The organism is Pseudomonas fluvialis (assembly GCF_002835605.1).
GTDB classification, from domain to species: Bacteria; Pseudomonadota; Gammaproteobacteria; order Pseudomonadales; family Pseudomonadaceae; genus Aquipseudomonas; species Aquipseudomonas fluvialis.
In genome coordinates, this window is the sequence record NZ_PIYS01000005.1 from 153,023 (window position 1) to 178,342 (window position 25,320).

The 25,320-nt window shown below is 63.0% G+C and carries 21 protein-coding genes and 1 pseudogene; 6 read left to right on the forward strand and 16 right to left on the reverse strand.

Features of this window, described 5'->3' with window-relative positions; genetic code table 11:
- Positions 1–154 precede the first annotated feature (154 nt).
- The 9 genes from moaA to CW360_RS04675 form a co-directional block, all read right to left on the reverse strand.
- On the reverse strand, positions 155–1,147 hold the full coding sequence (moaA, locus tag CW360_RS04635) for a GTP 3',8-cyclase MoaA (protein WP_093985036.1): 993 nt from the start codon (positions 1,145–1,147) through the stop codon (positions 155–157).
- 55 nt (positions 1,148–1,202) lie between these two features.
- Positions 1,203–2,135 carry a peptidylprolyl isomerase gene (locus CW360_RS04640; protein ID WP_101192896.1) on the reverse strand — a complete coding sequence of 311 codons (933 nt, stop codon included), beginning with the start codon at positions 2,133–2,135 and terminating at the stop codon, positions 1,203–1,205.
- 96 nt (positions 2,136–2,231) lie between these two features.
- Positions 2,232–2,927 (reverse strand): respiratory nitrate reductase subunit gamma, encoded by a 696-nt coding sequence (narI, locus tag CW360_RS04645; RefSeq protein WP_093985038.1) that lies wholly within the window; start codon positions 2,925–2,927, stop codon positions 2,232–2,234.
- The gene (gene narJ, locus CW360_RS04650; protein ID WP_101192897.1) at positions 2,920–3,675 is read right to left on the reverse strand and encodes a nitrate reductase molybdenum cofactor assembly chaperone; all 756 of its coding nucleotides are present in this window, start codon (positions 3,673–3,675) and stop codon (positions 2,920–2,922) included. Before narJ ends, narI begins: the two co-directional genes overlap by 8 nt.
- A 2-nt stretch (positions 3,676–3,677) precedes the next feature.
- Positions 3,678–5,216 carry a nitrate reductase subunit beta gene (gene narH, locus CW360_RS04655; RefSeq protein ID WP_093985040.1) on the reverse strand — a complete coding sequence of 513 codons (1,539 nt, stop codon included), beginning with the start codon at positions 5,214–5,216 and terminating at the stop codon, positions 3,678–3,680.
- Positions 5,217–5,227: 11 nt separating this feature from the next.
- Complete coding sequence (locus CW360_RS04660; protein WP_101192898.1) at positions 5,228–8,986, reverse strand: nitrate reductase subunit alpha; 3,759 nt, start codon at positions 8,984–8,986, stop codon at positions 5,228–5,230.
- Positions 8,987–9,085: 99 nt separating this feature from the next.
- Entirely contained in the window at positions 9,086–10,567 is a 1,482-nt protein-coding gene (locus CW360_RS04665; protein WP_101192899.1) for an MFS transporter, read from the reverse strand.
- Positions 10,568–10,586: 19 nt separating this feature from the next.
- Positions 10,587–11,045: a universal stress protein gene (locus CW360_RS04670; protein ID WP_101192900.1), complete on the reverse strand. Its 459-nt coding sequence runs from the start codon at positions 11,043–11,045 to the stop codon at positions 10,587–10,589.
- 18 nt (positions 11,046–11,063) lie between these two features.
- Positions 11,064–12,665 (reverse strand): MFS transporter, encoded by a 1,602-nt coding sequence (locus CW360_RS04675; protein ID WP_101192901.1) that lies wholly within the window; start codon positions 12,663–12,665, stop codon positions 11,064–11,066.
- A gap of 377 nt (positions 12,666–13,042) precedes the next feature.
- On the opposite strand from CW360_RS04675, the gene CW360_RS04680 reads away from it, so the two are divergent.
- The 6 genes from CW360_RS04680 (at position 13,043) to CW360_RS04705 (ending at position 19,232) form a co-directional block, all read left to right on the forward strand.
- Positions 13,043–14,887: a type IV pili methyl-accepting chemotaxis transducer N-terminal domain-containing protein gene (locus CW360_RS04680; RefSeq protein WP_245874667.1), complete on the forward strand. Its 1,845-nt coding sequence runs from the start codon at positions 13,043–13,045 to the stop codon at positions 14,885–14,887.
- A complete protein-coding gene (gene narL, locus CW360_RS04685; protein WP_093985045.1) occupies positions 14,884–15,534 on the forward strand; it encodes a two-component system response regulator NarL in 651 nt (216 codons plus the stop codon). Before CW360_RS04680 ends, narL begins: the two co-directional genes overlap by 4 nt.
- 259 nt (positions 15,535–15,793) lie before the next feature.
- A complete protein-coding gene (locus CW360_RS04690) occupies positions 15,794–17,050 on the forward strand; it encodes an alginate export family protein (RefSeq protein WP_101192902.1) in 1,257 nt (418 codons plus the stop codon).
- A gap of 99 nt (positions 17,051–17,149) precedes the next feature.
- Positions 17,150–17,935, forward strand: coding sequence for a type IV pili methyl-accepting chemotaxis transducer N-terminal domain-containing protein (locus CW360_RS04695; protein WP_101192903.1), 786 nt, complete (start codon positions 17,150–17,152; stop codon positions 17,933–17,935).
- A gap of 156 nt (positions 17,936–18,091) precedes the next feature.
- Positions 18,092–18,766 carry a Crp/Fnr family transcriptional regulator gene (locus CW360_RS04700; RefSeq protein WP_101192904.1) on the forward strand — a complete coding sequence of 225 codons (675 nt, stop codon included), beginning with the start codon at positions 18,092–18,094 and terminating at the stop codon, positions 18,764–18,766.
- A gap of 37 nt (positions 18,767–18,803) precedes the next feature.
- Positions 18,804–19,232: a putative zinc-binding protein gene (locus CW360_RS04705; RefSeq protein WP_093985049.1), complete on the forward strand. Its 429-nt coding sequence runs from the start codon at positions 18,804–18,806 to the stop codon at positions 19,230–19,232.
- 28 nt (positions 19,233–19,260) lie between these two features.
- Here the strand turns inward: CW360_RS04705 and CW360_RS17245 are convergent, their stop codons facing one another.
- From CW360_RS17245 to moaB, 7 genes and pseudogenes are all read right to left on the reverse strand, one after another.
- Positions 19,261–20,103, reverse strand: coding sequence for a methyl-accepting chemotaxis protein (locus CW360_RS17245; RefSeq protein ID WP_374289051.1), 843 nt, complete (start codon positions 20,101–20,103; stop codon positions 19,261–19,263).
- Positions 20,104–20,121: 18 nt separating this feature from the next.
- Positions 20,122–20,850 (reverse strand): annotated as a pseudogene (locus CW360_RS17250) (type IV pili methyl-accepting chemotaxis transducer N-terminal domain-containing protein); the annotation flags it as partial.
- 142 nt (positions 20,851–20,992) lie between these two features.
- Positions 20,993–21,496, reverse strand: coding sequence for a ubiquinone anaerobic biosynthesis accessory factor UbiT (gene ubiT, locus CW360_RS04715; RefSeq protein ID WP_101192906.1), 504 nt, complete (start codon positions 21,494–21,496; stop codon positions 20,993–20,995).
- Complete coding sequence (locus tag CW360_RS04720; protein WP_101192907.1) at positions 21,490–22,380, reverse strand: U32 family peptidase; 891 nt, start codon at positions 22,378–22,380, stop codon at positions 21,490–21,492. The genes ubiT and CW360_RS04720 overlap by 7 nt, the downstream gene beginning before the upstream one ends.
- Positions 22,381–22,390: 10 nt before the next feature.
- Positions 22,391–23,386, reverse strand: coding sequence for a ubiquinone anaerobic biosynthesis protein UbiU (ubiU, locus tag CW360_RS04725; protein WP_093985053.1), 996 nt, complete (start codon positions 23,384–23,386; stop codon positions 22,391–22,393).
- A gap of 101 nt (positions 23,387–23,487) precedes the next feature.
- Positions 23,488–24,723, reverse strand: a complete 1,236-nt coding sequence (locus CW360_RS04730) for a molybdopterin molybdotransferase MoeA (protein WP_101192998.1) — start codon at positions 24,721–24,723, stop codon at positions 23,488–23,490.
- Positions 24,720–25,274, reverse strand: a complete 555-nt coding sequence (moaB, locus tag CW360_RS04735; RefSeq protein WP_101192908.1) for a molybdenum cofactor biosynthesis protein B — start codon at positions 25,272–25,274, stop codon at positions 24,720–24,722. The genes CW360_RS04730 and moaB overlap by 4 nt, the downstream gene beginning before the upstream one ends.
- Between the last annotated feature and the right edge of the window lie 46 nt (positions 25,275–25,320).

Here is a 25,320-nt window from a genome sequence, read left to right on the forward strand (position 1 = left end):
GCGCCCCTGAAGGGCGCCACGCAAAAAAAAGCCAACCTGTGCGCGGCAGCACAATTTTTGGGAGCGCACAAAAAAAACGCCACACACCGGGTTGGAAACGGCGCGTGGCGCGATGGCCTGAAAGGCCAGGCCAATGGGAGGTAAACGGGGCGCTTCAGCCGCCGCTGGCGTTCATGAAGCGCAGGATCTGAACATCACCGTTGCTGCTGAACTCGTGGCGCAGCGGCTTGCGGTTGAGCCCGGCGCGGATAGCGTCGAGCAGGGGCTGGTCAGTTTCCGGGTAACGACGCAGCAAGGCACGCAAATCAATGGAGTTCTCATGCCCCAGGCACAACAGCAACCGCCCCTCCACCGTCAACCGCACCCGATTGCAGGTGCTGCAGAAATTGTGGCTGTGCGGCGAAATAAAGCCGATGCGACTGTCCGGGAACTCCTTGAGGCGTACATAGCGGGCCGGCCCGCCACTCTGCTCGGGGCTGTCGAGCAGTGTGTAACGCGCGCCGATAAGCGCACGTACCTGATCGCTGGAACAGAAGCTTTCACCGCGTGAGCGGCCCACCTCGCCCAGCGGCATTTCTTCGATGAAGCTGATGTCCAGGCCGCGACTGACCGCATAGTCGACCAGGTCGACCACCTCGTCGGCATTGCGCCCCTGCATCACCACGGTATTCAGCTTGATGCGCGCAAAACCGGCCTGGCGCGCTGCCTCGATGCCGGCCAACACCTGTGACAACTCGCCGGTACGGGTAATCGCGCGGAACTTGTCATCCTGCAGGCTATCCAGGCTGATGTTCATCCGGCGTACCCCGGCATCGGCCAGCGGCCGGGCCAGCTTGCCCAGTTGCGAGCCATTGCTGGTCATCACCAGCTCACGCAGCCCGGGTAGCGCAGCAATCTTTTCACACAGCCCGACGATGCCCTGGCGTACCAGTGGCTCGCCGCCGGTCAGGCGAATCTTCTTCACACCGTTGCGCACGAACAGTGCCGCCAGGCGATACAGCTCTTCCAGGCCAAGCACCTGTTGGCGCGGCAGAAAGGTCATGTCCTCGGCCATGCAATACACACAGCGGAAATCGCAACGGTCGGTCACCGACATACGCAGGTAGTCGATGCTGCGGCCAAAGCCATCCTGCAATTGCGTGGTCATACCGGCTCCCTATTCGCCGAAGCGCGCCACACACCATGGCACGCGCTCCAGTGTCTTATTGCACCAACGGCGACTCGGCGCCGTCGAGAATGATGCCCTGGATATCCGCTTCGCCCACCAGCCCCTTGAGGTACTGGGCCACCGCCACCTGCCAGACACGCTGGTTGAGCTCGGCACGGATGCTGCCCTCCACCGCCTCGTAGGGCAACAGCTGGCCTTCGATACGCTGGTCGACCCATACCACATGGAAGCCGTAGCGGCTTTCCAGCGGCTGGCTGGCCAGTCCCAGCGGCAGGCGGAACAACTGCCGCTCGAACTCGGGGACCGTCTGCCCCTTGCTGATCTGCCCCAGGGCGCCGCCCTGCGCCTTGGACGGGCAGGCCGAGTGGGCCATGGCCAAGGCAGCAAAATCTGCGCCAGGCTGCTGCAACTGACTGACCAGTTGTTCGGCCTGGGCGCGCATCGCATCGCGCTCGTCGGCATCATCCGCCGGACAGGCCAGCAGGATATGCCGCGCCGCCAGCAGCGGAGCACTGGCATAACGCTGCCGGTTGCGCTCGAAAAACTGTTGGCAGGCCGCCTCATCGGCCACCGGCAGCGGCACTTCGCACTCAATCAGGGCACGAATGGCCGCTTCTTCGGCCGGCTCGCCGGCCTGTGGCGTGACCTGCAGGCCAAGCGCCTGGATGCGCTGCTGCAACAGTTCGCGAATAACCAGCGCCTGGCAGGCCAGGAACACTGCTTCCTGGCGATTCGGTGCGGGATGGTATTGCAACTCGCGGGCAATACTTTCCGCCTCCAATGCCACGCCGTTGACCTTGATGCGTGGCCACTCCTGCTCACTGCTGGCAATCAGCTCGGGCGCTGCATCAACGAATTCCACCGCTGCTGCGCGCACTTCCTCGGCAACCGCCTGCTGAATGACCCCGCTGTCGTTCTGCTCACCCGAGCAACCGCCGCCATTGCCACCACCACAACCACAAGCCATGTTTAACTCCTCACGCCGCCTGGGCGACGTGTCATGAATCTGTCTCGTGTCCTCGCCCGTGCCAGCCTGTGGCGGGCGCGGGCGAGGACGCGTGGATCAACCGCGCTGACGGACGATCTGGTAACGACGCCCCAGGTACCAGACCGGCGCGCTGACAATGTGCACCAGACGGGTGAAGGGGAACAGCACGAACAGGGTCAGGCCGAGGAACACGTGCAGCTTGTACACCAGGCTGACCGGCTCGATGGCCGCAGCGGCCTTGAGCGGCTGCAGGGTAACGGTGTATTGCGCCCAGTCGGCCAGCATGACCATCACCGAACCATCCATGTGATGGGTGGAAGCGACAATGGTGCCCAGGCCCAGCAACAGCTGCACCAGCAGCACCAGCAGGATCAGTACGTCCGAGGGGTTGGAGTTGGCCCGCACCCGGTCATCGGTCAGTCGACGCTTGATCAGCATGAGCAGACCGACCAGGCACATCAGGCCGAAGAAGCCGCCGACCGCCATGGCCACCAGTTGCTTGTGCTCGGTGCTGATCACGTGATGGTAAACCGCATGCGGTGTCAACAGGCCCACGAAGTGGCCACCCAGCACAGCGAGGATACCGACGTGGAACAGGTTGCTGGCAATGCGCATATAGCGCTGCTCAGCGGCGGTACGGTTGAAAATCTGGCTGGAGCCGGCTTTCCAGGTGTACTGCGACAGGTCGAAACGCGCCCAGCTGCCAATCACGCAAATAGCCAGGGCGATGTAGGGATACGCGCCAAAGGCGAGTAGGTTCAGGTTAGACATTGCGCACCTCCTGGGCCAGCTCGGTGGCCTGGCCGTCATGCTTGAAATCGACCCAGTGCAACGGCACCGGCACTTCCTCGCGGGCCTTGCCCGGCAGGGTGGTCTGGCTGGGGCAGCGATCCTGCTGCTCGGCCTGGAGGAAATCCACGGCCTCTTCTTCCCAGATCTTGTCCAGCGCTTCCAGCGAGTCGTCGCGCGTCTCGCCGGCCACCTGCTCACGCAGCTCGGCCACGGCCTGCTGCGGCTCGCAGCCGGCAATCTGCAGCAGCGCGGTGAAACAGCCCGCATAGGGGCTTTCACGCTCTTGCAGACGTGCCGCCAGCAACGCCAGCAGATGCTCGACATCGGCCAGGCCTTCGCGCGCCTCGAGATCCTCGCGGGTTGCCAGGTACTCCAGGTACAGCGGGATGTAGTCGGGCAGCTCGCGCACGCCAATGGCAAAGCCGGCGTCCTCGTACTGCGCCATCAGGTCGACCATGGCCTGGCCGCGATCACGCGACTCGCCATGCACGTGCTCGAACATCAGCAGCGACAACGAACGGCCCTTGTCGAACAGCTCGCTGTAACGCTCCTGGATATCCATCAGATCGCTAGCGGCCAGCGTATCCAGCAGCTGCAGCAGCGCGGCGCGCTGTTGCGGGCTGATTTCCCGGGCGGCGGAGATAGCCGCGACGAGTTCGTCGCGGCCTCCCTGCAAGGCCTCGGTCGGATAATCCAGCAGCAGCGAGATTACCTTGAGGATTTGCATGTTCAGTCCTCCCACAGCTGGACGGTTTTCAGCACGTCACGCTTGTTGGCTTTCTTGCCACCAAACATGTTGGTGTCGGAGGAACCATTGCAGCCGCTGCCGAAGCTGAAGCCACAGCCGGAACGCTCGGCATAGGTGTCGCTGAGGGCCTGCTCGCGATGCGCGGTGGGGATCACATAGCGATCCTCGTAGTTGGCGATCGCCAGGTAGCGGTACATGTCCTCGACCTGGGCAACCGACAGCCCGACGCTTTCCAGGACCTGCAGGTCCTGTACGCCGTCCACCTGTTCGGCACGCTTGTAGGCACGCATGGCCAGCAGACGCTTGAGGGCCAGCTTGACCGGCTTCTCGTCGCCCGCGGTGAGCAGGTTGGCCAGGTAGCGCAGCGGGATACGCAGGCTGTCGACGTCCGGCAGTACGCCGTCCATGCTCACCTTGCCGGCGCTGGCGGCGTTCTGGATCGGCGACAGCGGCGGTACGTACCAGACCATCGGCAGGGTGCGGTATTCCGGGTGCAGCGGCAGGGCCAGTTTCCAGTCCACGGCCATCTTGTACACCGGCGACTTCTGCGCGGCTTCGATCACCGACATCGGTACGCCATCGGCCAGTGCCTGCTTGATGACCTTCGGGTCGAAGGGATCAAGGAACATTTCCAGCTGTTTGGTGTACAGGTCATGCTCGTTCGGCGTGCTCGCCACTTCCTGGATACGGTCGGCGTCATACAGCAGCACGCCGAGGTAACGGATGCGCCCCACGCAGGTTTCCGAGCACACGGTGGGCATGCCGGCTTCGATACGCGGGTAGCAGAAGATGCACTTCTCGGACTTGCCGCTCTTCCAGTTGAAGTAGATCTTCTTGTACGGGCAGCCGCTGATGCACATACGCCAGCCGCGGCACTTTTCCTGGTCGATGAGAACGATGCCGTCCTCTTCACGCTTGTAGATCGCACCGCTCGGGCAGGAGGCCGCGCACGCCGGGTTGAGGCAGTGCTCGCAGAGGCGCGGCAGGTACATCATGAAGGTGTTTTCGTACTGACCGTAGATGTCCGCCTGGATGGCATCGAAGTTCTTGTCCTTGCGGCGCTTGGCGAACTCGGTACCGAGGATTTCCTCCCAGTTCGGGCCCCACTCGATCTTCTCCATGCGCTTGCCGGAGATCACCGAACGCGGGCGGGCCACCGGCTGGTGGTCGCCCAGCGGCGCGGTGTGCAGATGCTGGTAGTCGAAATCGAACGGCTCGTAGTAGTCGTCGATGCTCGGCAGGTCCGGGTTGGAGAAGATATTCGCCAACACGCGGAACTTGCCGCCGATCTTCGGATTGATCGAGCCGTCGGCATTGCGCACCCAACCGCCCTTCCATTTTTCCTGGTTTTCCCACTCTTTCGGGTAGCCGATACCGGGCTTGGTTTCGACGTTGTTGAACCAGGCGTATTCCATACCTTCACGGCTGGTCCAAACGTTCTTACAAGTGATCGAGCAGGTGTGGCAGCCGATGCACTTGTCCAAGTTCAGAACCATGCCGACTTGTGAACGAATCTTCATGGCAGTACTCCTCAAATATCCTGCGGCAGGGGTTGCGGCAATGCGTCGCCGTTAGGGCCGTCGAGCCAGTCGACTTTGTTCATCTTGCGTACCACGACGAATTCGTCGCGGTTGCAGCCCACGGTGCCGTAGTAGTTGAAGCCGTACGCCAGTTGCGCGTAGCCACCGATCATGTGGGTGGGCTTGAGCACCACGCGGGTCACCGAGTTGTGGTGGCCACCACGGGTCTTGGTGCTCTCCGCGCCCGGTACGTTCACGATGCGTTCCTGGGCGTGGTACATCATCACCATGCCTTCCTTGACCCGCTGACTGACCACCGCACGCGCGGTCAGTGCACCGTTGGCGTTGAAGCACTCGATCCAGTCGTTGTCCTCGATACCCACTTTCTTGGCATCGATTTCCGACATCCAGACGATCGGACCACCACGGCTCAGGGTGAGCATGATCAGGTTGTCGGTGTAGGTGCTGTGGATACCCCACTTCTGGTGCGGAGTGATCCAGTTCAGGCAGATTTCCGGATTGCCGTTGCTCATCTTGCCTTTCACATACCCGGTCGAACGGGTATTGATTGGCGGCCGGTAGCTTTGCAGCCCCTCGCCGAAAGCCAGCATCCAGGGGTGATCCTGATAGAACTGCTGACGGCCGGTGACGGTACGCCACGGGATCAGCTCGTGCACGTTGGTGTAGCCGGCGTTGTAGCTGACATGCTCATCTTCCAGGCCAGACCAGGTCGGGCTGGAGATGATCTTGCGCGGCTGCGCCTGGATGTCACGGAAGCGGATCGCCTCGTGCTCCTTGGGCAACGCCAGGTGGCTGTGGTCGCGGCCGGTGAACTCGGACAGCGCCGCCCAGGCCTTGACCGCCACATGGCCATTGGTTTCCGGGGCCAGCGAGAGAATCACTTCGGCAGCGTCAATCGCCGATTCGATCTGCGGACGTCCCTTGCTGACACCTTCCTCGCGCACTTTGTAGTTCAGCTCGCCGAGGAACTCGACCTCGTGCTCGGTGTTCCAGTTGATGCCCTTGCCGCCGTTGCCCAGCTTGTCGAGCAGTGGGCCGAGCGAGGTGAACTTCTTGTAGGTGTTCGGGTAATCGCGCTCGACCACCGTCATGTTCGGGCAGTTCTTGCCCGGTTGCGGTGCCTCGCCGGCGGTTTTCCAGTCGCTACCACCGAAGGGTTGTGCCAGCTCACCGGGCGTATCGTGCAACAACGGTACGGTGACCAGGTCCTTTTCCACCCCCAGGTGGCCTTCGGCCATCTGCGAGAAGGCCTTGGCGATGCCCTTGTAGATTTCCCAGTCGGAACGCGCTTCCCAGGCCGGATCGGTAGCGGCCGACAGCGGGTGGATGAAGGGGTGCATGTCCGAGGTGTTCATGTCGTCCTTCTCGTACCAGGTCGCGGTCGGCAGGACGATGTCGGAGTACACGCAGGTCGAGGACATGCGGAAGTCCAGGGTGGTGACCAGGTCGAGCTTGCCGATGGCGCCCTCGTCCTGCCATTCCGCCTCGGTCGGCTTGAAGCCGTCGGCACGCTTGCCGAGGTCTTCGTTCATCACGCCGTTCTTGGTACCCAGCAGGTACTTGAGCATGTACTCGTGGCCCTTGCCGGAAGAACCGAGCAGGTTGGAGCGCCAGATGAACATGTTGCGCGGGAAGTTGGCCGGGTTGTCCGGCTGCTCGCAGGCAAAACGCAGACTACCGTCTTGCAGCGACTTGACCACGTAGTCCTTGGCATCCATACCGGCCGCAGCGGCATCCCGGGTGATCTGCAGCGGGTTGCGGTTCAGTTGCGGCGCGCTGGGCAGCCAGCCGGCGCGTTCGGCACGGATGTTGTAGTCGAGCATGTGCTCGGGGAACTGCGACTTGTCGGTCAGCGGCGAGAGCACTTCGTGAATGCTCATCTTCTCGTGACGCCACTGCGAACTGTGGTTGTAGAAGAAGCTGGTGCCGTTCATCTGGCGCGGCGGACGGTGCCAGTCCAGGCCGAAGGCCAGGGGCAGCCAGCCGCACTGCGGGCGCAGTTTCTCCTGGCCAACGTAGTGGGCCCAGCCACCACCGGTCTGGCCTACGCAACCACACAACATCAGCATGTTGATCAGGCCGCGGTAGTTCATGTCCATGTGGTACCAGTGGTTCATCGCCGCGCCGACGATGATCATGGAACGGCCATGGGTCTTGTCGGCGTTGTCGGCGAACTCGCGGGCGATCTGGATCGCCTTCTCGCGGCTCACTCCGGTGATCTGCTCCTGCCAGGCCGGGGTACCCGGTACGCTGGCATCATCGTAGCTGGCCGCCACATGCTTGCCGCCCAAGCCACGGTCGATACCCAGGTTGGCGGCCATCAGGTCGAATACCGTGGCCACTTTGACGCTGCGCCCGTCGGCCAGGGTCAGGCTCTTCACCGGCACCCGGCGCAGCTGGATTTCTTCGCCTTCCACGTGTGCGAAGTGCTCGTGCACCTGGCCACCGAAATAGGGGAAGGCAACCTCCACGGCTTCGCCGCCGTCGATCTGGCTCAGTTGCAGGTCGACATCACGACCGTCCTTGCCTTCACGGGCCTCGATGTTCCACTTGCCCTTCTCGCCCCAGCGATAGCCGATGGAACCCAGCGGCGAAACCAGCTCGCCACTCTGGCCGTCGACGGCAATGGTTTTCCACTCGGGGTTGTTTTCCTGCCCCAGGTTGTCGGCCAGGTCGGAAGCACGCAGGAAACGGTCGGCACGGAAGCTGCCGTCCTTCTCGTCGAGCAGTACCAGCACCGGCAGGTCGGTGTAGCGCTTGGCATAGTCGCGGAAGTACGCGCTGGGCTTCTCCAGGTGGAATTCCTTGAAGATCACATGGGCAAAGGCTTGCGCCAGCGCGGCGTCGGTGCCCTGCTTGGGGTTCAGCCAGAGGTCGGTGAGCTTGGCGACTTCCGCGTAGTCCGGGGTAATCGCCACGGTCTTGGTGCCCTTGTAGCGAACTTCGGTGAAGAAGTGCGCGTCCGGGGTACGCGTCTGCGGCACGTTGGAGCCCCAGGCGATGATGTAGTTGGAGTTGTACCAGTCGGCCGACTCCGGCACGTCGGTCTGCTCGCCCCACACCTGCGGCGAGGACGGCGGCAGGTCGCAATACCAGTCATAGAAGGACAGGCACACGCCACCGATCAGCGACAGGTAACGGCTACCGGCCGCGTAGCTGACCATGGACATCGCCGGAATCGGCGAGAAGCCGACCACGCGGTCCGGGCCGTGCTGCTTGACGGTGTACACGTTGGCCGCGGCGATGATCTCGTTGACTTCGTCCCAGCTGGAACGAATGAAGCCCCCCATGCCGCGCTTGCTCTTGTAGCTGGCAGCCTTGACCGGGTCGCTGACGATACTGGCCCAGGCTTCCACCGGGGCCATGCTGCGCCGCGCTTCGCGCCACAGCTTGAGCAACGGCTTGCGTACCTTGGGGTATTTCAGGCGGTTGGCGCTATAGATGTACCAGCTGTAGCTGGCGCCACGCGGACAGCCACGCGGCTCGTGGTTGGGCAGGTCGTTACGGGTACGCGGGTAGTCGGTCTGCTGGGTTTCCCAGGTGATCAGACCGTTCTTCACGTAGATCTTCCACGAGCACGACCCTGTGCAGTTGACCCCGTGAGTGGAGCGCACGATCTTGTCGTACTGCCAGCGCGAGCGGTAGACGTTCTCCCAGTCACGAGATTCCTTGCGGGTCTCTCCGTGGCCGTTGGCGAACTCACCTTGCTTCCTGTTAAAGAAGCGCAGTTGGTCGAGCAAGTGGCTCATCTTTCTTCTCCTCATCCCGGCTCTGGCACACAAGTCTGGCCGGATTACCTATCAACGGTTATGACGCGCCGGATCACCCGGCGCATGGCTTACTCAGGTTCAAGCGTGTTGGCGGGCGGCGCGTTCCTTATCCACGGAGGACACGTAGTACTCATCGGCAAAGGCCCCTTCCGGCTCTTTCAGCCAGAGCAGGCACAGCACGAAGCTGACAAAGGCCCCGGCGGCGATGATCAGGAAGAACTGCGAAGGGGTAACGAAGGTGAACAGGGTCAGGTAGACCACCGCACCGACATTGCCGTAGGCCCCGGCCATGCCGGAGATCTGCCCGGTGATGCGTCGTTTGATCGATGGAATGATCCCGAAGGTGGCGCCCTCGGCGCCCTGCACGAACATCGAGCAGGCCACGGTGATGGCTACGGCGATGAACAGCGGCCACTTCGAGTTCATCAGGCCCATCAGCACGAAGCCGATGCCGATGCCGAACATGTAGGCCAGCATGACGAAGCGGCGGTTGCCGAAACGGTCGGAAACCAGGCCGCCCATGGGACGCGCCACCAGGTTGACGAAGGCAAAGGAAGCGGCGATCAACCCGGCCGTCGTCGGGGTCAGGCCCCAGGTCTCCTCGAAGAACATCGGCAGCATCGACACCACCGCCAGCTCCGCACCAAAGTTGGCGAAGTAGGTGGAGTTCAATGCCGCCACGGTGTTGAAGGGATACTTGTCGTCTTCCGGCACACCCTTCATGAGGATCGGCACGTTGACGCGCAGGATCTGTACGATCTGATACAGCACGACGGCAATGATCACCCCGTAGCAGATCCATGCACCGACATTGCTCAGATAACCGAGCTTCTCGACACGCCAGACCAGAATGCCCAGTACACCGATCATCGGAATGGTCCAGAGGATCAGCTTGATCATGTCAGCCCAGGTGCTGACTTCCATGGCACTGGCCTTGTGCGGCTTGTGGTGCACGGTGCCCTTGGGGCCATCGGTGATGGCGAACCAGTAGTACACGCCATACAGCGCCATGATGATGGCCGAACTGGCAATCGCCCAGCGCCAGCCTTCCGGGCCACCAAAGATGTGGATGGCAATGGCCGGCAGGCTCATCGCTGCCGCCGCTGAACCGAAGTTGCCCCAGCCGGCATAGAAGCCTTCGGCAAAGCCGATGTGCTTGGGCTTGAACCACATGGCCGTCATATGGATGCCGACCACGAAGCTGGCACCTACCGAGCTGAGTACCAGCCGCGAGACCAGCAACTGGGTGCGCGTATCACCAAAGGCAAAGAACAGCGCGGGCGCCGCCATCACCACCAGCAGGATGGAGAACACCCTACGCGGGCCGAAGCGGTCCAGTGCCATGCCGACGATGATGCGCGCCGGAATGGTCATGGCCACGTTGGCAATGGCGAACAGCTTGAGGTCTTCCGGGGTCAGCCAGTTGACGCTCTTCAGCATGCTGGAAGCCAGCGGCGCCATGCCGAACCAGACGAAGAAGCAGATATAGAAAGCAATCCAGGTCAGGTGCAGGGCACGGATTTCCGGTTGTTTCCAGTTGAACAGTTCAGAGACTTTCATTACCGCGTACTCCTTGGCCCTACTGGCAGGACTGGATCAGCACCGGGCACGGAGCCCGGCGCGCCAGGAAGGCACTGACGCTGCCAAAGGTCATGTAGTCGAGCTCGTCGACCAGCAGATTGAGCGAACGGGAAATGAAGCCACCGTCCGGCTCGTTGCTGTGGCGCGCGATAACCAGCAAGTCCGGTTTCTTGTGCTCGGCCGCCTTGAGAATCATCTTGCGGGCATCGCCCTCGGCAAGAATCACTTCAGCGTCCAGGCCCTGCTGGCCCACCTGCTCGGCGGCTTCGTGCAGGAAGCTGCGAAATTCCGCCTTCTGCCGCTGGAACAGCGTGTCGGCGTCGTCGCTGCTGTCCAGGCTGTCCTCGACCACACCGATCAACATGATCAGCGGCTGCAATGGCTTGAACATGTCGATGGTGCGCTGCAGGGCCAGCTTGGCGTTGCGCGAATTGTCATAGGCAATGAGGATGCGCATGGCGATCACTCCACTCGGTTAGGGATTCTTCACGTAGGCATTGGCACGCAGGTAGAACCACCAGTTGAGGACCATGCACAGCGCGTAGAACACCGCGAAGCCGTACATGGCTACCTGGGGGGTACCCGCCTTGATCTGGTCGCCGATGACGATGGGCGCGACGAAGGAGCCGTAAGCCGCCACGGCCGAGGTCCAGCCCAGCACCGGGCCGGCCTTTTCACGGTCGAAAATCACCCCGACCGAGCGGAAGGTGGAGCCGTTGCCGATACCCGATGCAGCGAACAGCACCATGAACAGCAACAAGAAGGTGAAGAAGTACTGCTCAGGCTGGCTGGAGCCATAGGCCTGGTGCATCACGTAGCCGGTTGCCACCGAGGCCACCACCATCACCGCGGAAATGATCTGCGTGACGATCGAGCCGCCGACCTTGTCGGAGATCCAGCCGCCCAGCGGACGAATCAGCGCACCGACGAACGGACCGATCCAGGCATAGGTCAGCGCACTCGGCGCATTGGGGTTGGCCACACGGGTAATGCTGCCGTCGGCGGCCACTTCGTTCATGAAGCCGAAGATCACGGTGATCGACAGCGGCAGCGCCATGGAGAAACCGATGAACGAACCGAAGGTGAGGATGTACAGCACACTCATCGACCAGGTGTGCTTGTCACTGAAGATGGTGAACTGGCGCTGGATGTTCGGCTTGATGCTGCCCGGCAGCATACGCAGCATGAACAGCGTGCCCGCCATGATCAGCACCATGGTCACCCACATGTTCAACACACCCAGGCCGACCGGCGCCGGCAGGTACAGGTAGAGGCCCGCCGCCGCCGCAATGAAGCCCACCAGGTACAGACCGATGATCTTGCCGAAGGCGGCCAGCGGGTTACCCGGGTTGGGGGTAATCGCCAACAGGTTGTTCATGCCGAACCAGCCGGCAAAAGCCAGCGGGATGAGGAACAGCAACCACACCCAGCCGGCGTTCTGAATCCAGGTCTCGGTACCGGCGGCAATCTTGCCGATCAGTGTGCCGCTGTCCTTGAGCAGCTCCATGGGAGCACCGGCCAGCGCACCGAACACCCCGGCGGTCATCACCAGAGGAATCAGGATCTGCATGGTGGTTACACCGAAGTTGCCCAGCCCCGCATTCAGGCCCAGCGCCAGGCCCTGCTGGCTCTTGGGAAAGAAGGTGCTGATATTGCTCATCGAGCAGGCGAAGTTGCCGCCACCGATACCGGAGAGGAACGCCAGCAACTGGAATACCCACAGCGGCGTGGTCTTGTCCTGCAGGGCGATGCCGGCGCCAATGGCCGGAATCATCAGCAGCGCGGTGGTCAGGAAGATGGTGTTGCGCCCGCCGGCGATACGAATCATGAACGATGCCGGGATGCGCAGCGTGGCACCGGTCAGGCCGGAGATGGCGGTCAGGGCAAACAGTTCAGACGGTTCGAAGGGAAAGCCCAGGTTGATCATCTGCACCGTCACGATGCCCCACATCAGCCAGATGGCAAACCCCATCAGCAAGCTGGGAATGGATATCCACAGGTTGCGGTTGGCAATTTTCTTGCCGGTGGATTCCCAGAATGCCTGGTTCTCCACATCCCACTTTTCGATATTGCTCATGATGGTTCCCCTGCCCCAAGGCTCATGCAACTTCCTGACAAGGGCGGAAACCCTTGCAGATTTGAGCGCACCTTAGGTTTGGCAACCCGGCAAAGATTTGACCTCAATCAATAGAGATTCCCGCGTTATCGGCTAGGGAAACCTTCACTACCTCTTAAGTGATATTTCTGGATTAAAATAAAAATCTATAAAAAACAGCAACTTAAAAAATATCAAATACAGCAACAGAGGCCAGCCAATAACCCTTGGCGCGTTAGGGGTAAGCCCGCCCTGCTTGCAATGTCCCGGCAAACGCTCAAACTCAGCAGCCAACGGCCAGCGACATTGCCCAAGTGCAACCTGGACGCTTTTGCCCGCCCCCGCACACAGGCCCGCGCATGCCCTTCAGCTCCGCCACCCCAATAACGCCGCGCCACTCGGTGGTATTCAATACCCTGCTGGCGTTCGTCGTGATCATCAGCTTTACCCTGCTGAGCATGCTGATCAGCCTGTATACCGCCGACGCACTGCAGGGCGACGCGGAAGCCATCAACCATGCCGGCAGCCTGCGCATGCAGGCCTATCGCCTGGCGATTACCGCCCAGCAGGACAACCCGGCGCTGCTCCAGCAACACATCGAGGGCCTGGATCGCACCCTGCAATCGCAATCCCTGCGTTCGGCGCTGACCCGGCATGGCGGCCCGGCACTCAGCGAGCGCTACAACGTAGTGCGCCAGCACTGGCAACAGCACATGCGACCGTTACTGAACAACCCCGCACCGACCATCCTGCGCTACCACGAGGAACTGCCGCACTTCGTCGAAGAGCTCAATCATTTCGTCCTGACCCTGCAACAGGCCTCGGAGCAGAAGCTGGAAATCATCCGCGGTCTGCAGATCGCCACCCTGTTCATCAGCGTGATCATTGCGTTCGTGCTGATCTACGGATTGCACAACAACCTAGCCAGCCCGCTCAGCCGCCTGACCGAACTGACCCGCCAGGTCAGTCGCGGCGACTTCAGCGGCCAGGTACATATCGCCGGCGAAACCGAACTGAGCCTGCTCGGTGAAACCTTCAATCACATGAGCCGCGAATTGGGTGAGCTGTACGGCGAAATGGAGCGCAAGGTGGACGCCAAGACCGCCGAACTGCAACAAAGCAATGCCAGCCTGCAATTACTGTTCAACTGCGCGCGCATGCTCTACAGCCAACCCAGCGATCCTTCGCGACTGATGGGCCAACTGCTCGGCAAGGTGCAGCAGGTGCTCGGCAGCGGGCAGGTTTCGCTGTGCCTCAACCAGCCCACCGAGCAGACCAGCCACACCGCCCTCAACAGCCATCAGGGGCAACCCGACTACTGCCGCCTGCCACACTGCGACGAGTGTCCGATCAAGCAGGGCGAACCGCTGCCCTCCGGCCTGCCACTGGCCAGCTTTGATCTGCGCGCAGGCGGCGCGGCACTGGGCGTGCTGCACGTCGAACTCCCCGATGGCCAACCGCTACAGGACTGGCAGTCGCAATTGCTGGTGACCTTGGCGGACCTGTTCGCCGCCTCGCTCAGCCTGGCGCAACTCGGTCAGCAGGAGGCACGCCTGGCGCTGATGGAGGAACGCGCGGTGATTGCCCGCGAACTGCACGACTCCCTGGCCCAGTCGCTTTCCGCACAAAAACTGCAACTGGCCCGACTCAAGCGCCAGGCCAGCCGCAGCGGCGTACCGGAAGAGCTGAGTGAAACCCTGGCGCAGATCGAGCAGGGGCTCAACGCGGCCTACCGCAAGCTGCGCGAACTACTCACCACCTTCCGCATCCGTGTCGATGCGCCAGGACTGAAACCTGCGGTGGAGGCCACCTGCAAGGAATTCATGGAGAACTCCGGGTTGCGTATCCAGCTGGACTATCAACTGGAACACTGCCCGCTGACGCCCAATGAGGAGATCCACTGCCTGCAGATTGTCCGTGAGGCGCTCAGCAACGTGCTCAAGCACGCCCAGGCCGCGCATTGCTGGCTGGTGCTGCACCAGGCCGAGGATGGCAATATCGAGGTGCTGATCGATGACGACGGCATCGGCATTCGCCACAGCGAAAGCCCCAGCGGCCATTATGGCCTGAGCATTCTCAAGGAGCGCGCCAGCAGCCTGGGCGGCCAATTGGAGATCGTCCCACGCAGGGCGGGCGGCACCCGCGTGCAACTGCACTTCACCCCATCCTTTCGCAAGATTCCCCTACATCAGGAGACCGCATGAACGAGCAGGCCCCTATCCGCATCCTCTTGGTCGATGATCACCCACTGATGCGTCGCGGCATGCGCGACCTGCTGGCCATGGAAGACGACCTGCAACCGGTCGGCGAAGCCGGTACCGGCGAAGAGGCCCTGCGCCTGGTCGACGAACTGGATCCCGACCTGATCCTGCTCGACCTCAACATGCCAGGCATGGACGGCCTGGAAACCCTGCAACGCCTGCGCGAAGCCAAGGTCGATGCACGGATCATCCTGTTCACCGTGTCAGACGACCAGAGCCATGTACTGGAAGCCCTGCGCCAGGGGGCCGATGGCTACCTGCTCAAGGATATGGACCCGGAACAGCTGGTCGAACAGGTGCGTGCCGCCGCCAACGGCAAGCTGGCACTGACCCCGGAGCTGACCCTGATCCTCGCCCAGGCGATTCGCGAGCGACCCAGCAACGCCAGCCAGAATGCCAATGCCAGCCTGACCAAGCGCGAAAAGGATGTCCTGCGCCTGATCGCCAAGGGACTCAGCAACAAGATGATCGCCCGCAAACTGGGCATCACCGAAGGCACGGTCAAGGTGCATGTGAAAAACCTGCTGCACAGCCTGCGCCTGCGCTCACGCGTGGAGGCCGCCATCTGGGCCACGGAACACCTGCGCTGAAGTCGGCACTGCCCCAGAACAAGCCAAGCACACCGAGTTCCCGCCAGCCCTCGCGACATAAGGTCACAGGCCGCCCTGCGTAAAAACCTGCAGCATGCCCCGAAGGCCCGTAAACACGGGCCTTCGGCGTTACTGGACGGGCATTTTGTCGCGCCTGGCGCCCACGCCGGCCTTTTGGCGAATTTGACAATCATCAAGTTGATTCGCCCCATGCGCCCCTATCGTCCACCCCATACCAACCCAGTGGACGAGCACCCTCATGAACAACCACGCCCTGAAACCGCTGTATATCGCGCTCCTCGCCCTCAGTGCCCCCCTCGCACAGGCCGAAGACATCAGCCAGCTGTTCAACGACGGTAAGCTGATCCTCGATGCCCGTTACCGTTATGAGCACGTCGACCAGGACAATACGCTCGATCATGCCAATGCCCAGACCCTGCGCACCCGGGTCGGCTTCCAGACGGGCAAATGGTACGGTCTCTCCGGCCTTATCGAAGCCGACAACACCAGCCGCATTGGTGACGCCAGCTACAACAACACCCGCAACGGCCAGGGCACCTTGGTGGCAGGAAACTCGGTAGTGGCCGACCCGGATGGCAGCGAGATCAACCAGGCGCTGCTGCGCTATGACTTCGCCCTGGGCAACCTGGTGGTCGGTCGCCAGCGTATCAACCTGGACAACCAGCGCTTCGTCGGCGGGGTCGCCTGGCGGCAGAACGAGCAGACCTATGACGGTCTGCTCGGCCAGCTCAAGCCGATCGACAAGCTGACCCTGACCTATGCCTATATCGACAACATCAACACCATCTTCGGCCCGGGCGACAACCGCTTCGACAACCGCACCAACCCGGCCAACATCGAAGGCCACAGCCACCTGCTGAATGCCCAGTACGTGGTGTCCCCGGCACTCACCGTCACCGCCTACAACTACCTGCTGGGCCTGGACAACATTGCCAACGTCAACCAGCAGGCCATGCTCGGCAACCTGTCCAGCAAGACCTATGGCACACGCCTCAACGGCACCCTGGCCGGGGTCAGCTATGCCCTGGAATATGCCCGTCAGCGCGACTATGCGGACAACCCGCTGGAGCTGAGCAGCGAGTACTACCTGGCCGAACTGGGCTACACCCTGTCCGGCGTCGCCCTCAAGGGTGGTCTGGAAATCCTCGGCGGCGACAGCGGCCCGGACAACCGCGCCTTCCAGACTCCGCTGGCCACCAAGCACGCTTTCCAGGGCTGGGCCGACATGTTCCTCACCACCCCGGCCGACGGCATCAAGGACAGCTACCTGAGCGCCAGCCTGCCCCTGTTCGGCGGCACCCTCACCGGCATGTACCACGACTACCGTGCCGAACTGGGCAGCAGCCACTACGGCGACGAGTACAACCTGTCCTACGCCCGGCCGATCCCTGGCGTCAAAGGCCTGGTCGGCCTGATCAAGGCTGCACGCTACGACGCCGACGACCTGCACGTCGATACCGACAAGCTCTGGCTGCAAATGCAGTACAGCTACTGAGTCTGCACCTGCCAACCCACCCCGCCCGTCAACGGGCGGGCTTTTCATACGGCCGCCACAAGCGGCCGTGTCCCGTTGTACGGTCAGAGGATTACCCCCATGCCCGCCTTGTTTGTGCGTTTTCTCAGCGTCACCCTGTTACTCGCCTGCAGCCTGCCCAGCTGGGCCGCCCTCAGTCATGCCGAAGCCGTCAACGTGGCGGGCATGCAGCGTTTCCTCAGCCAGCGCATGGCTAAAAGTTACCTGATGCTGGCCGGCGAAATACGCGCCGAACAGGCCCGTGAACAGCTGCACAGCAGCCAGCAACGCTTTGCCGAAAATCTGCAGGCCTTGCGTGCCTATGCCGGGAACCCCGCACAGGTCGCTCTGCTGGAAACCCAGGAAAACCTTTGGCAGACCTATCAGGCGCTGCTGCAACAAGCCCCGGCGCAGGCAACGGCTCGCCAGGTGGTCGTACACAGCCAGCAGGTACTGGCCAATGCCGAGCAACTGGTCAATCGTGTCGAGCAGGACAGTAACCTGCATGCCGCGCACCTGATCAACCGCAGCGGCCGCCAGCGCATGCTCAGCCAGCGGATTGCCCTGCTCTATCTGGCGCAGAGCCAGGGGATTACTCCGCCCGACCTGCAAGACCAGCTGCAACGCAGCATCGACGAGTTCGACCAGGCCTTGCAGGAGCTGCAAGGCGCCAGCCAGAACACCCCGGCCATCAGCGAATTGCTGCGCAAGAGCGGTAGCCACTGGCGTTACTCGAGAAGCGGCTTCGCCCTTGCCGAAAACGGCCGCTATGTACCGACGGTAATCAGCGTTACCAGCGAAACCCTGTTCCAACAGATGGTCAGTCTTACCGATGCCTACACCGAAGTGCTCGGCAAACCTCGCTGACTCCGTGCAACGCCGCCCGGCACAAGGCGCCAGGGCGGCGACCGGAGGCCTCGCTACCTCCAAGGAGATAGGCAGCAGGAGGCAGTACAAACCGGCATTTGGAGGACTGTTGCCTGCCACCTCACGCCAGTACCATCGTTCCCACGGAGGTGGACAATGCTATCCGACTCGACAACCCTGACACTGCTGCGCCGCCATCACCTGTTCGACAAATTGCCCGAGGGCACATTCCAGGAAGTCTGTGGCCTGGCCAACCTGCGTCGCCTGGAAACCGGAGACAGCGTGTTTCACCAGGGCAATACGGCGGATCGTTTCTATGTCCTGCAGAACGGCCAGATCAAGCTGACCCGTGTATTGCAGGAAGGCCAGGAAAAGCTCGTCGAAGTCATCCACCCTGGGCAAAGCTTTGCCGAAGCACTGATGTTCAACGGTGCGCGCCACTACCCGGTGACTGCCACTGCACTCAAGGCCTGCACACTGGTCAGCATCGACGCCAACCACTACCGGCGCCTGCTGGAAGAACAGCCGAGGATCTGCCTGGACCTGCTGGCCAGCTTCAGTATTCGTCTGCACCAGCGCCTGCACGAGATCGATACCTTGACCCTGGCCAATGCCAGCCGTCGTGTTGTGCGTTATCTCTGTAATGCGCAGAACAGCGACGGGCAGATCAACCTCAGCGTGCCCAAGCGCCTGATCGCTTCACAGCTGGGCATCCAGCCGGAAACCTTCTCGCGCATCCTGCATCGCCTGATCGATGCCGGGCTGATTGCCATGGAGCGGCGCAACATCCGCGTGCTGGATACCACCAGCCTGGTCAATTACTGCGAGTGAGCCGCCCACTGGGCAGCCCTGCCAGAGGAGAGACGCCATGCCAGACCCCCAGCGCCCACTGGTTTATTCCTGCTCGGGCTGTTCGAATGTTGCGCAACTGGCCAATACCCTGGCGGTACGCCTGGACCGCGCCGGGCTGGCCGAGATGTCCTGCATTGCCGGCGTCGGCGGGCGGGTTTCCTCGCTGGTCAAGAAAGCCAACTCAGGCCGGCCGATCCTGGCCATTGATGGCTGCCAGCTACAGTGCGTGCGTGGCTGCCTGGACCAGCATGGCGTCACCGCCAATGTGCATCTGGTGCTCAGCCAGTACGGTCTGAAAAAACGCTACGGCGAGGACTGCAGTGCGGAAGACGCCGAAGAGCTGTACCAGGAAGTGTGCCAGTTGATTGCCAGCGACCGCATGCAGGTTCAGCCTGCGCCTGAGGCCCCCTCCAGCGGCAAGCGCCGGCTGCGCTCGGTCAAGTAGCCAGGGCCCGTAGCGCGAGCCGCTCCGTTTACAGGCGGAAGCGGCCGGTCAGCCCCTGTAGTTCAAGCATATCCTGACGCGCCGCCTGGCTGATCTGCTCGGTCTCCCCGGTGCTCTGCGCCGCACGTTCGGCCGCCGAGGCAATGCTCAGCAACGAGCGATTCATATCATCCGCCACCTGCGACTGCTCCTCGGCGGCGGTAGCAATCTGCGTGGCCATGCCGCGTATGGTCTGCACGGCCTCGACAATGTGCTCGAAGGCCAGCTGGGCTGATTCGATTTGCTGCAGAGTCAGCTCGCTGCCCTGACGCGACTCGCCCATCGCTTCACTGGCCCGCCCGGCCTGTTGCTGCAGGCGCTCGATCAAACCACTGATCTCACCGGCTGAGGTCTGTGTGCGCGCCGCCAGGCTGCGCACTTCATCGGCGACCACGGCAAACCCACGCCCCTGCTCGCCGGCGCGCGCCGCTTCGATGGCTGCGTTGAGTGCCAACAGGTTGGTCTGCCCGGCAATGCTGCTGATCACCTCCAGCACGCGACCAATCTCCGCGCTGTCGGCCAGCAGCTGCTGCATGACTTCGGCCAGGCCGTCGACGTGCCCGGACAAGCCACGAATGGCCTCGACCGAGACATTCATCACCGCATGCCCCTTGCTGGTCTCGCTCTCGGCCAGATCGGCGGCCTGTGCAGCCTCCACCGTGCTGCGCGCCACCTCCTGCGAGGTAGCGAGCATCTCCTGCATGGCTGTCGCCACCTGTTCGATCTCGGCCTGTTGCCCCTGCACATTCTGCGCACTGGCTGCCGCCATCCGTGCCATATGGTTGCAGTGTTCGGCGGCCTGCTCGGCCGAACGCCGTACCGCCTCGATCATTTCGCCGACCTGTTGCAGCAGGCGGTTGTACGACTCGGTGATTTCACCCAGTTCGTTGTCGGCATAGCGGGCATTCAACGGCGCGGAGAAATCGCCCTGGCTGACCTTTTCCAGGCGACCACGCAGCTCGTCGATCTGGCGCATCAGCCAGCTCATCCCCGTCACCCGGCCCAGCACCACCAGCACCAGAATGGCCAGGGTCGAGGCCAGGGCAATCCAGCGCTGCTGGCTGGCTGCACGGTTGGCATCGGCCGATACCAGGGCAGTCACTTCGTTGACCTGCCCCAGCAAGGCGTCGGAGTCGCCCGCCAGCAAGCTCAGCGCCTGCTTATCGCCCTGCGCCACCGCCAGCACCACGGTACGGTACTGCTGCCAGCGCTGATCGACCTGGCGCATGCGCTGCTGTACTTCGGGCTGTTGCAGCGGTGCCACGCCCTGGCTGGGGTCACCTTGCAGGAGCAGGCGATGTGACTGCTCGAAGCGCTGGATAGTGCTCTGCAGGGCTTCCAGCGGGATGGCCCCCTGCGCCACCAGGATGCTTTCCTTGGCCATTTTCTGGCTGAGCATGCGCTGCGCGCCAGCGCGGTCGATCTGCGTGGCATCACGATCGGAGAGGAACAGGGCCAGCGCAGTCAGTGCAGCGCAAATGAAGATCAGGCTGTAGGAGAAAAAAAACTGGGCATTGATCGAGCGCAGGCCAAGGCCGCGAAGCACCCCCTGCACGCCACGGGTCAGGGTCTCAGACATAAGGGTGTCCTCTGCTTCTCGCTGTATTGGCTGGCAGGCAGCGCACGCACCAGCGCCCTGTCCGAACGGACAGAAAGCAGCGTAGCCGATCCCTGCGACAATGCACCACGCTCAAAGCCACCAGGTGCCCAACGGTCGCTACTCACCGGGACCCGGGAAACGCCGGCTCGGCCGGATCGTCCGGGCGCGCCGCCATGGCCAGGTGGCAGATCAGTTGCCAGAGGCGCGGCGGCAGGTTATCCGGATCGAGACTGTCGAGCAGGTTCTTGATCCCCAGCCCCAGGTCGGTATCGCCTTCGATCACCAGGCGACGACGGAAAAACAGGGTATCCGGGTCTTCCTGCCGACTGGCCAGGAGCAGGAACTCCCGCCAGTTGCCACGGATGGTCACGTCCACCGGCGCTTCCTGGGCAATGCGCAAGCCACTGCGATCACGGGTGATACACCAGGCCAGGCCGAGATCACTGACTTCCAGGCGCATCCAGCGCCCCTGCAACAGGTCGAAGTCGCCATCGGCCAGCGGCTCGGCAAACAAACGCGCCACGGCCTTCTCAAGCACCAGACGCTGTAGCAGAAACGGCACATGCCGGCCCAGCGGCAGCAGCGGTTCGCCCACGCGCAGGGCCATGCGGGTCAGCTTCAGCATAAGCCAGCCTCCTCGGCACCCAGCATGCCGGGACGACCATGCCAGTAACCATTGCAGCCTTCCACGGCCAGCGGCGGCAAGCTGCCCTGGCGTACCGCGTGATAGGCCTGGACAACTTCAGCCATGCCTTCGGCACGCGGACTGAGACGCAGCAGATCGGCGCCGACCTGTTGCAGCTGCGGATAGTCGGCCAGCAGGTTGTTGACCTTGGCCGACATGGTCTGGATGCCATTGATGGTGAACAAGGCCTCGCCCTCCTGACTGAGCAGCGGAATCCCCTCGGGGTAGTTCTGGCAGCAGAACTGGCAATCGTCCTTGGGACGGTTCTCCGCACGGGCGGTAAAGCAACGCGCCGAGTAGGCCAGCGGCAGGTGACCGTAGGCGAACAGTTCCAGTTCAGGACGCGCCACGCCCAGGCTGTCGAGCTGCTCCAGGCTGTCCTGGATCAGCGCCCCGGAACACTCCACCGGCGGCACCCAGCGCTGCATGCCGCAATCGATCAGTTCGGCCAGGGCATGGCCGTTATAGACATTGAGCGCCGGCCCCGCGACGAAGGGCAGCTTGCGCTCGCTGAGGAACTGCACCGCGCCCATGTCGTTGGCCTCGACCAGCAACTCGCCGTTGTCGCACAGACGACGCAGGCTGGACAGTTCGGAAGCTGCCTCGACCAGCGCCAGTCCGGAGATCACCAGCTCGGCAGTGGTGCTGCCGCGCAAGTCGCGAGCCAGCCCCAGCCATTCGTCCAGGCCGAAGGCACGGCGCTTGGAGCATACGGTTTCGCCCAGGTAGATGACATCCAGCGGTTGCTCGAGCATCTCGGCGTAGAAGTTCAGCAGTTTTTCCCGCGTCCAGTAGAACAGTACCGGACCTAGACTGAGTTTCATCATTGGCTCCTCACTGCCAGGAACGGTGGTAGGCGCCCAGGGTGGTCTGGCTGCCCTCGGAGAGCGTCGCCAGGGCACTGCGCCACTGCGGCTGCACACTGAAGCTCTGCGGGGCACGCGCATAGGCATCCAGCGCGGCACGCCAGACCCGGGTGACCTGCTCGACGTAGGCCGGGCTGCGCTGGCGACCTTCGATCTTCACCGCCTTGATGCCGATGGCCGCAAGCTGCGGGATCAGGTCCAGGGTGTTCAGGCTGGTCGGCTCTTCCAGGGCGTGGAAGCGCTGGCCATTGACCATGAAGCGGCCCTTGCACAGGGTCGGATAACCGGCCGGCTCGTCCTTGGCATAACGATCGATGAGCACGCCATTGAGCCGTGAGCTGAGCCCGTCGGCATCCTCCTGCCAGCGTACGGCCTTGGCCGGCGAGCAAACGCCGCACAGGTTGGGCGACTCGCCGGTGAGGTAGGACGACAGGTGGCAGCGCCCTTCGGCCATGATGCACAGGCTGCCAAAGGCAAATACCTCCAGCGGCACCGTGCTCTTCTCCGCCACCTGGCGCACCTGAGCCAGCGACAGTACCCGCGGCAGTACCGCGCGGCGGATGTTGTAGCGCTGCTGGTAAAGACTGAGGGCCGCGGCATTGGTCGCCGAGCCTTGCACCGACAGGTGCAGGTTGAGGTCCGGGTGATGTTTGCAGGCATAGGCCAACACACCGGGATCGGCGGCGATCAGGGCATTCACGCCCAGCTCGGCGGCGTGATCCACTGCGCGCTGCCAGCGCTGCCAGCCGCCTGGTTGGGCATAGGTATTGACCGCCACATAGAGTTTGCGACCTTCCTTGCGGATCAGCTCAAGGCCGGTTTGCAGCTGCTTCTCGTCCAGGTTGAGGCCAGCGAAGTGGCGAGCGTTGGTGTCATCGCGGAAACCAACATAGATGGCATCGGCGCCCTGGCGGACGGCTGCCTTGAGCGCAGGCAGGCTGCCTGCTGGACAAACCAGTTGCATGGGTTCCCCTCCGGGACGAAACACAGTCGGGCACTATAGGAGCTGCCCCGGGGCCTAACCTTGACGGTAATCAACGGCGACCCCTTAGCAGGCTATCAATTTCAGCCAAGCAGCTCGCTGAACGGCAGGTAGTCCACCCAGTCGCCCGGCTGCAAGGTGCGCTGGCACTCCAGCACAGCCAGGCCATCGGCCCAGCAGGCCGAACTGAGCATCGCCGAGCCCTGCCGCGGGTGCAGCTGTACGCTGGCCTGCCCCTCTTCGGCCACAACAAAGCGCGCACGCAGGTACTGACGCCGCACATTGGCCTTGCTCCAGGCAAAGCCGGCCGGCAGACGTAATGGCGTCGGCAGGACCCGCTCGACACCCTGGCAGCGCAACAGGAACGGCCTGCCTACTACCAGCGCGGTAATCAGTGCCGCCGCCGGATTCCCCGGCAACCCCAGCCAGGGCTTGCCGGCCACTTCGCCAAAGGCCAGCGGCTTGCCCGGCTGGATGGCCAGACGCCACAGGTGCAACTGGCCAAGCGCCTCGATGGCCTGCTTGAGATGATCCTCCTCGCCCACCGACACCCCGCCGGAACTGAGCAGCACGTCGGCCTCGCTGGCCGCGCGACTCAGCGCTGCGCGGGTCTGCGCGGGGTCGTCAGGGATGTTCGGATACTCCAGCACCTGCAACCCCCAGCCACGTAGCACCGACGCCAAGGTAATGCGGTTGGTGTTGTAGATCTGTCCCGGCGCCAGGCTTTCACCCGGTTCGCGCAATTCGTTGCCGCTACTCAGGACGGCAACCCGCAGACGCCGATAAACCTGCACACGGGCAATGCCGAAGCTGGCCAGCAGGCCGATTTCCTGGGCGCGCAGACGCTGCCCGGGAGCCAATAGCGCCGCACCGGCATCCACTTCCTCGGCGCGACGGCGCACATGCTGGCCAGCCTGCACCGGCGGCAAGCAGACCTGTTCACCCTGCAGCTGGCAGTCTTCCTGCGCCACCACGCTGTCCGCACCGGGCGGCAGCGGCGCGCCGGTAAAGATGCGTACGGCGCAGCCCGCCGGCAGGCAGGTATCGGCCGCATCGCCGGCGGCAATCCGCCCGGCCAGTGGCAGGCAGCCACCCTCGGCCGGCAGATCGGCAGCGCGCAGCGCATAGCCATCCATCGCACTGTTGTCCCAGGCCGGTACGGCAAAGGGCGCCTGCAAGGTTTCCGCCAGGGTACGCCCCAACGCGTCCTGCAGACTGACTGTTTCAATCTCCGGTACGCCGGGGACACGTTCCAGCAGCGCCGCGATGGCCTCGTCCACCGGGCGCAGCATGCTGCTTGAGCAGCCACAGCCGCTCATGAGCGCGGCCCGCATGACTGGGCGTCCTGACCGGGCAGGCGCTTGAGGTGCGCAACGAAGTTGCAGGGCCGCGTGCGGCTATCCAGCTGCGCCTGCAGGATGCCCTGCCAGCCAGTACGGCAGGCGCCCGGCGAGCCGGGCAGGCAGCACACCAGGGTGCCGTTGCTGAGCCCGGCCAGGGCTCGCGACTGCACCGTGGAAGTGCCGATTTCCTGCAGCGAGAGCTGGCGGAACAACTCACCAAAGCCATCCACGCTTTTTTCCAACAGCGGCGACACCGCCTGCGGGGTGTTGTCACGCGCGGTGAAGCCGGTGCCGCCGGTGACCAGGACTACCTGCACCTGTGGATCGGCAATCCAGCTGCACAGGCGTGCGCGGATCTGCCAGATATCGTCGCTGACCAGCGCACGCTCAGCCAACTGGTGGCCGGCCTGCTGCAGGGCATCGATCAGGGTTTGTCCCGAGCTGTCGGTCTCCAGGGTACGACTGTCACTGACCGTCAGCACGGCGATACGCAGCGCCTGGAAGACGCTGCTGGACGAATGGGCCATGGAACAACTCTCCTCATGTCTCAAGATGGCGGCAGCCTGCCCGGCT

What these genes read in the sequence shown, in the direction of transcription:
- moaA (WP_093985036.1), bottom strand. Translation starts at nt 1,147, where the DNA reads ATGACCACGCAATTGCAGGATGGCTTTGGCCGCAGCATCGACTACCTG.
- CW360_RS04640 (WP_101192896.1), bottom strand. Translation starts at nt 2,135, where the DNA reads ATGGCTTGTGGTTGTGGTGGTGGCAATGGCGGCGGTTGCTCGGGTGAG.
- narI (WP_093985038.1), bottom strand. Translation starts at nt 2,927, where the DNA reads ATGTCTAACCTGAACCTACTCGCCTTTGGCGCGTATCCCTACATCGCC.
- narJ (WP_101192897.1), bottom strand. Translation starts at nt 3,675, where the DNA reads ATGCAAATCCTCAAGGTAATCTCGCTGCTGCTGGATTATCCGACCGAG.
- narH (WP_093985040.1), bottom strand. Translation starts at nt 5,216, where the DNA reads ATGAAGATTCGTTCACAAGTCGGCATGGTTCTGAACTTGGACAAGTGC.
- CW360_RS04660 (WP_101192898.1), bottom strand. Translation starts at nt 8,986, where the DNA reads ATGAGCCACTTGCTCGACCAACTGCGCTTCTTTAACAGGAAGCAAGGT.
- CW360_RS04665 (WP_101192899.1), bottom strand. Translation starts at nt 10,567, where the DNA reads ATGAAAGTCTCTGAACTGTTCAACTGGAAACAACCGGAAATCCGTGCC.
- CW360_RS04670 (WP_101192900.1), bottom strand. Translation starts at nt 11,045, where the DNA reads ATGCGCATCCTCATTGCCTATGACAATTCGCGCAACGCCAAGCTGGCC.
- CW360_RS04675 (WP_101192901.1), bottom strand. Translation starts at nt 12,665, where the DNA reads ATGAGCAATATCGAAAAGTGGGATGTGGAGAACCAGGCATTCTGGGAA.
- CW360_RS04680 (WP_245874667.1), top strand. Translation starts at nt 13,043, where the DNA reads ATGCCCTTCAGCTCCGCCACCCCAATAACGCCGCGCCACTCGGTGGTA.
- narL (WP_093985045.1), top strand. Translation starts at nt 14,884, where the DNA reads ATGAACGAGCAGGCCCCTATCCGCATCCTCTTGGTCGATGATCACCCA.
- CW360_RS04690 (WP_101192902.1), top strand. Translation starts at nt 15,794, where the DNA reads ATGAACAACCACGCCCTGAAACCGCTGTATATCGCGCTCCTCGCCCTC.
- CW360_RS04695 (WP_101192903.1), top strand. Translation starts at nt 17,150, where the DNA reads ATGCCCGCCTTGTTTGTGCGTTTTCTCAGCGTCACCCTGTTACTCGCC.
- CW360_RS04700 (WP_101192904.1), top strand. Translation starts at nt 18,092, where the DNA reads ATGCTATCCGACTCGACAACCCTGACACTGCTGCGCCGCCATCACCTG.
- CW360_RS04705 (WP_093985049.1), top strand. Translation starts at nt 18,804, where the DNA reads ATGCCAGACCCCCAGCGCCCACTGGTTTATTCCTGCTCGGGCTGTTCG.
- CW360_RS17245 (WP_374289051.1), bottom strand. Translation starts at nt 20,103, where the DNA reads ATGATCGAGGCGGTACGGCGTTCGGCCGAGCAGGCCGCCGAACACTGC.
- ubiT (WP_101192906.1), bottom strand. Translation starts at nt 21,496, where the DNA reads ATGCTGAAGCTGACCCGCATGGCCCTGCGCGTGGGCGAACCGCTGCTG.
- CW360_RS04720 (WP_101192907.1), bottom strand. Translation starts at nt 22,380, where the DNA reads ATGAAACTCAGTCTAGGTCCGGTACTGTTCTACTGGACGCGGGAAAAA.
- ubiU (WP_093985053.1), bottom strand. Translation starts at nt 23,386, where the DNA reads ATGCAACTGGTTTGTCCAGCAGGCAGCCTGCCTGCGCTCAAGGCAGCC.
- CW360_RS04730 (WP_101192998.1), bottom strand. Translation starts at nt 24,723, where the DNA reads ATGAGCGGCTGTGGCTGCTCAAGCAGCATGCTGCGCCCGGTGGACGAG.
- moaB (WP_101192908.1), bottom strand. Translation starts at nt 25,274, where the DNA reads ATGGCCCATTCGTCCAGCAGCGTCTTCCAGGCGCTGCGTATCGCCGTG.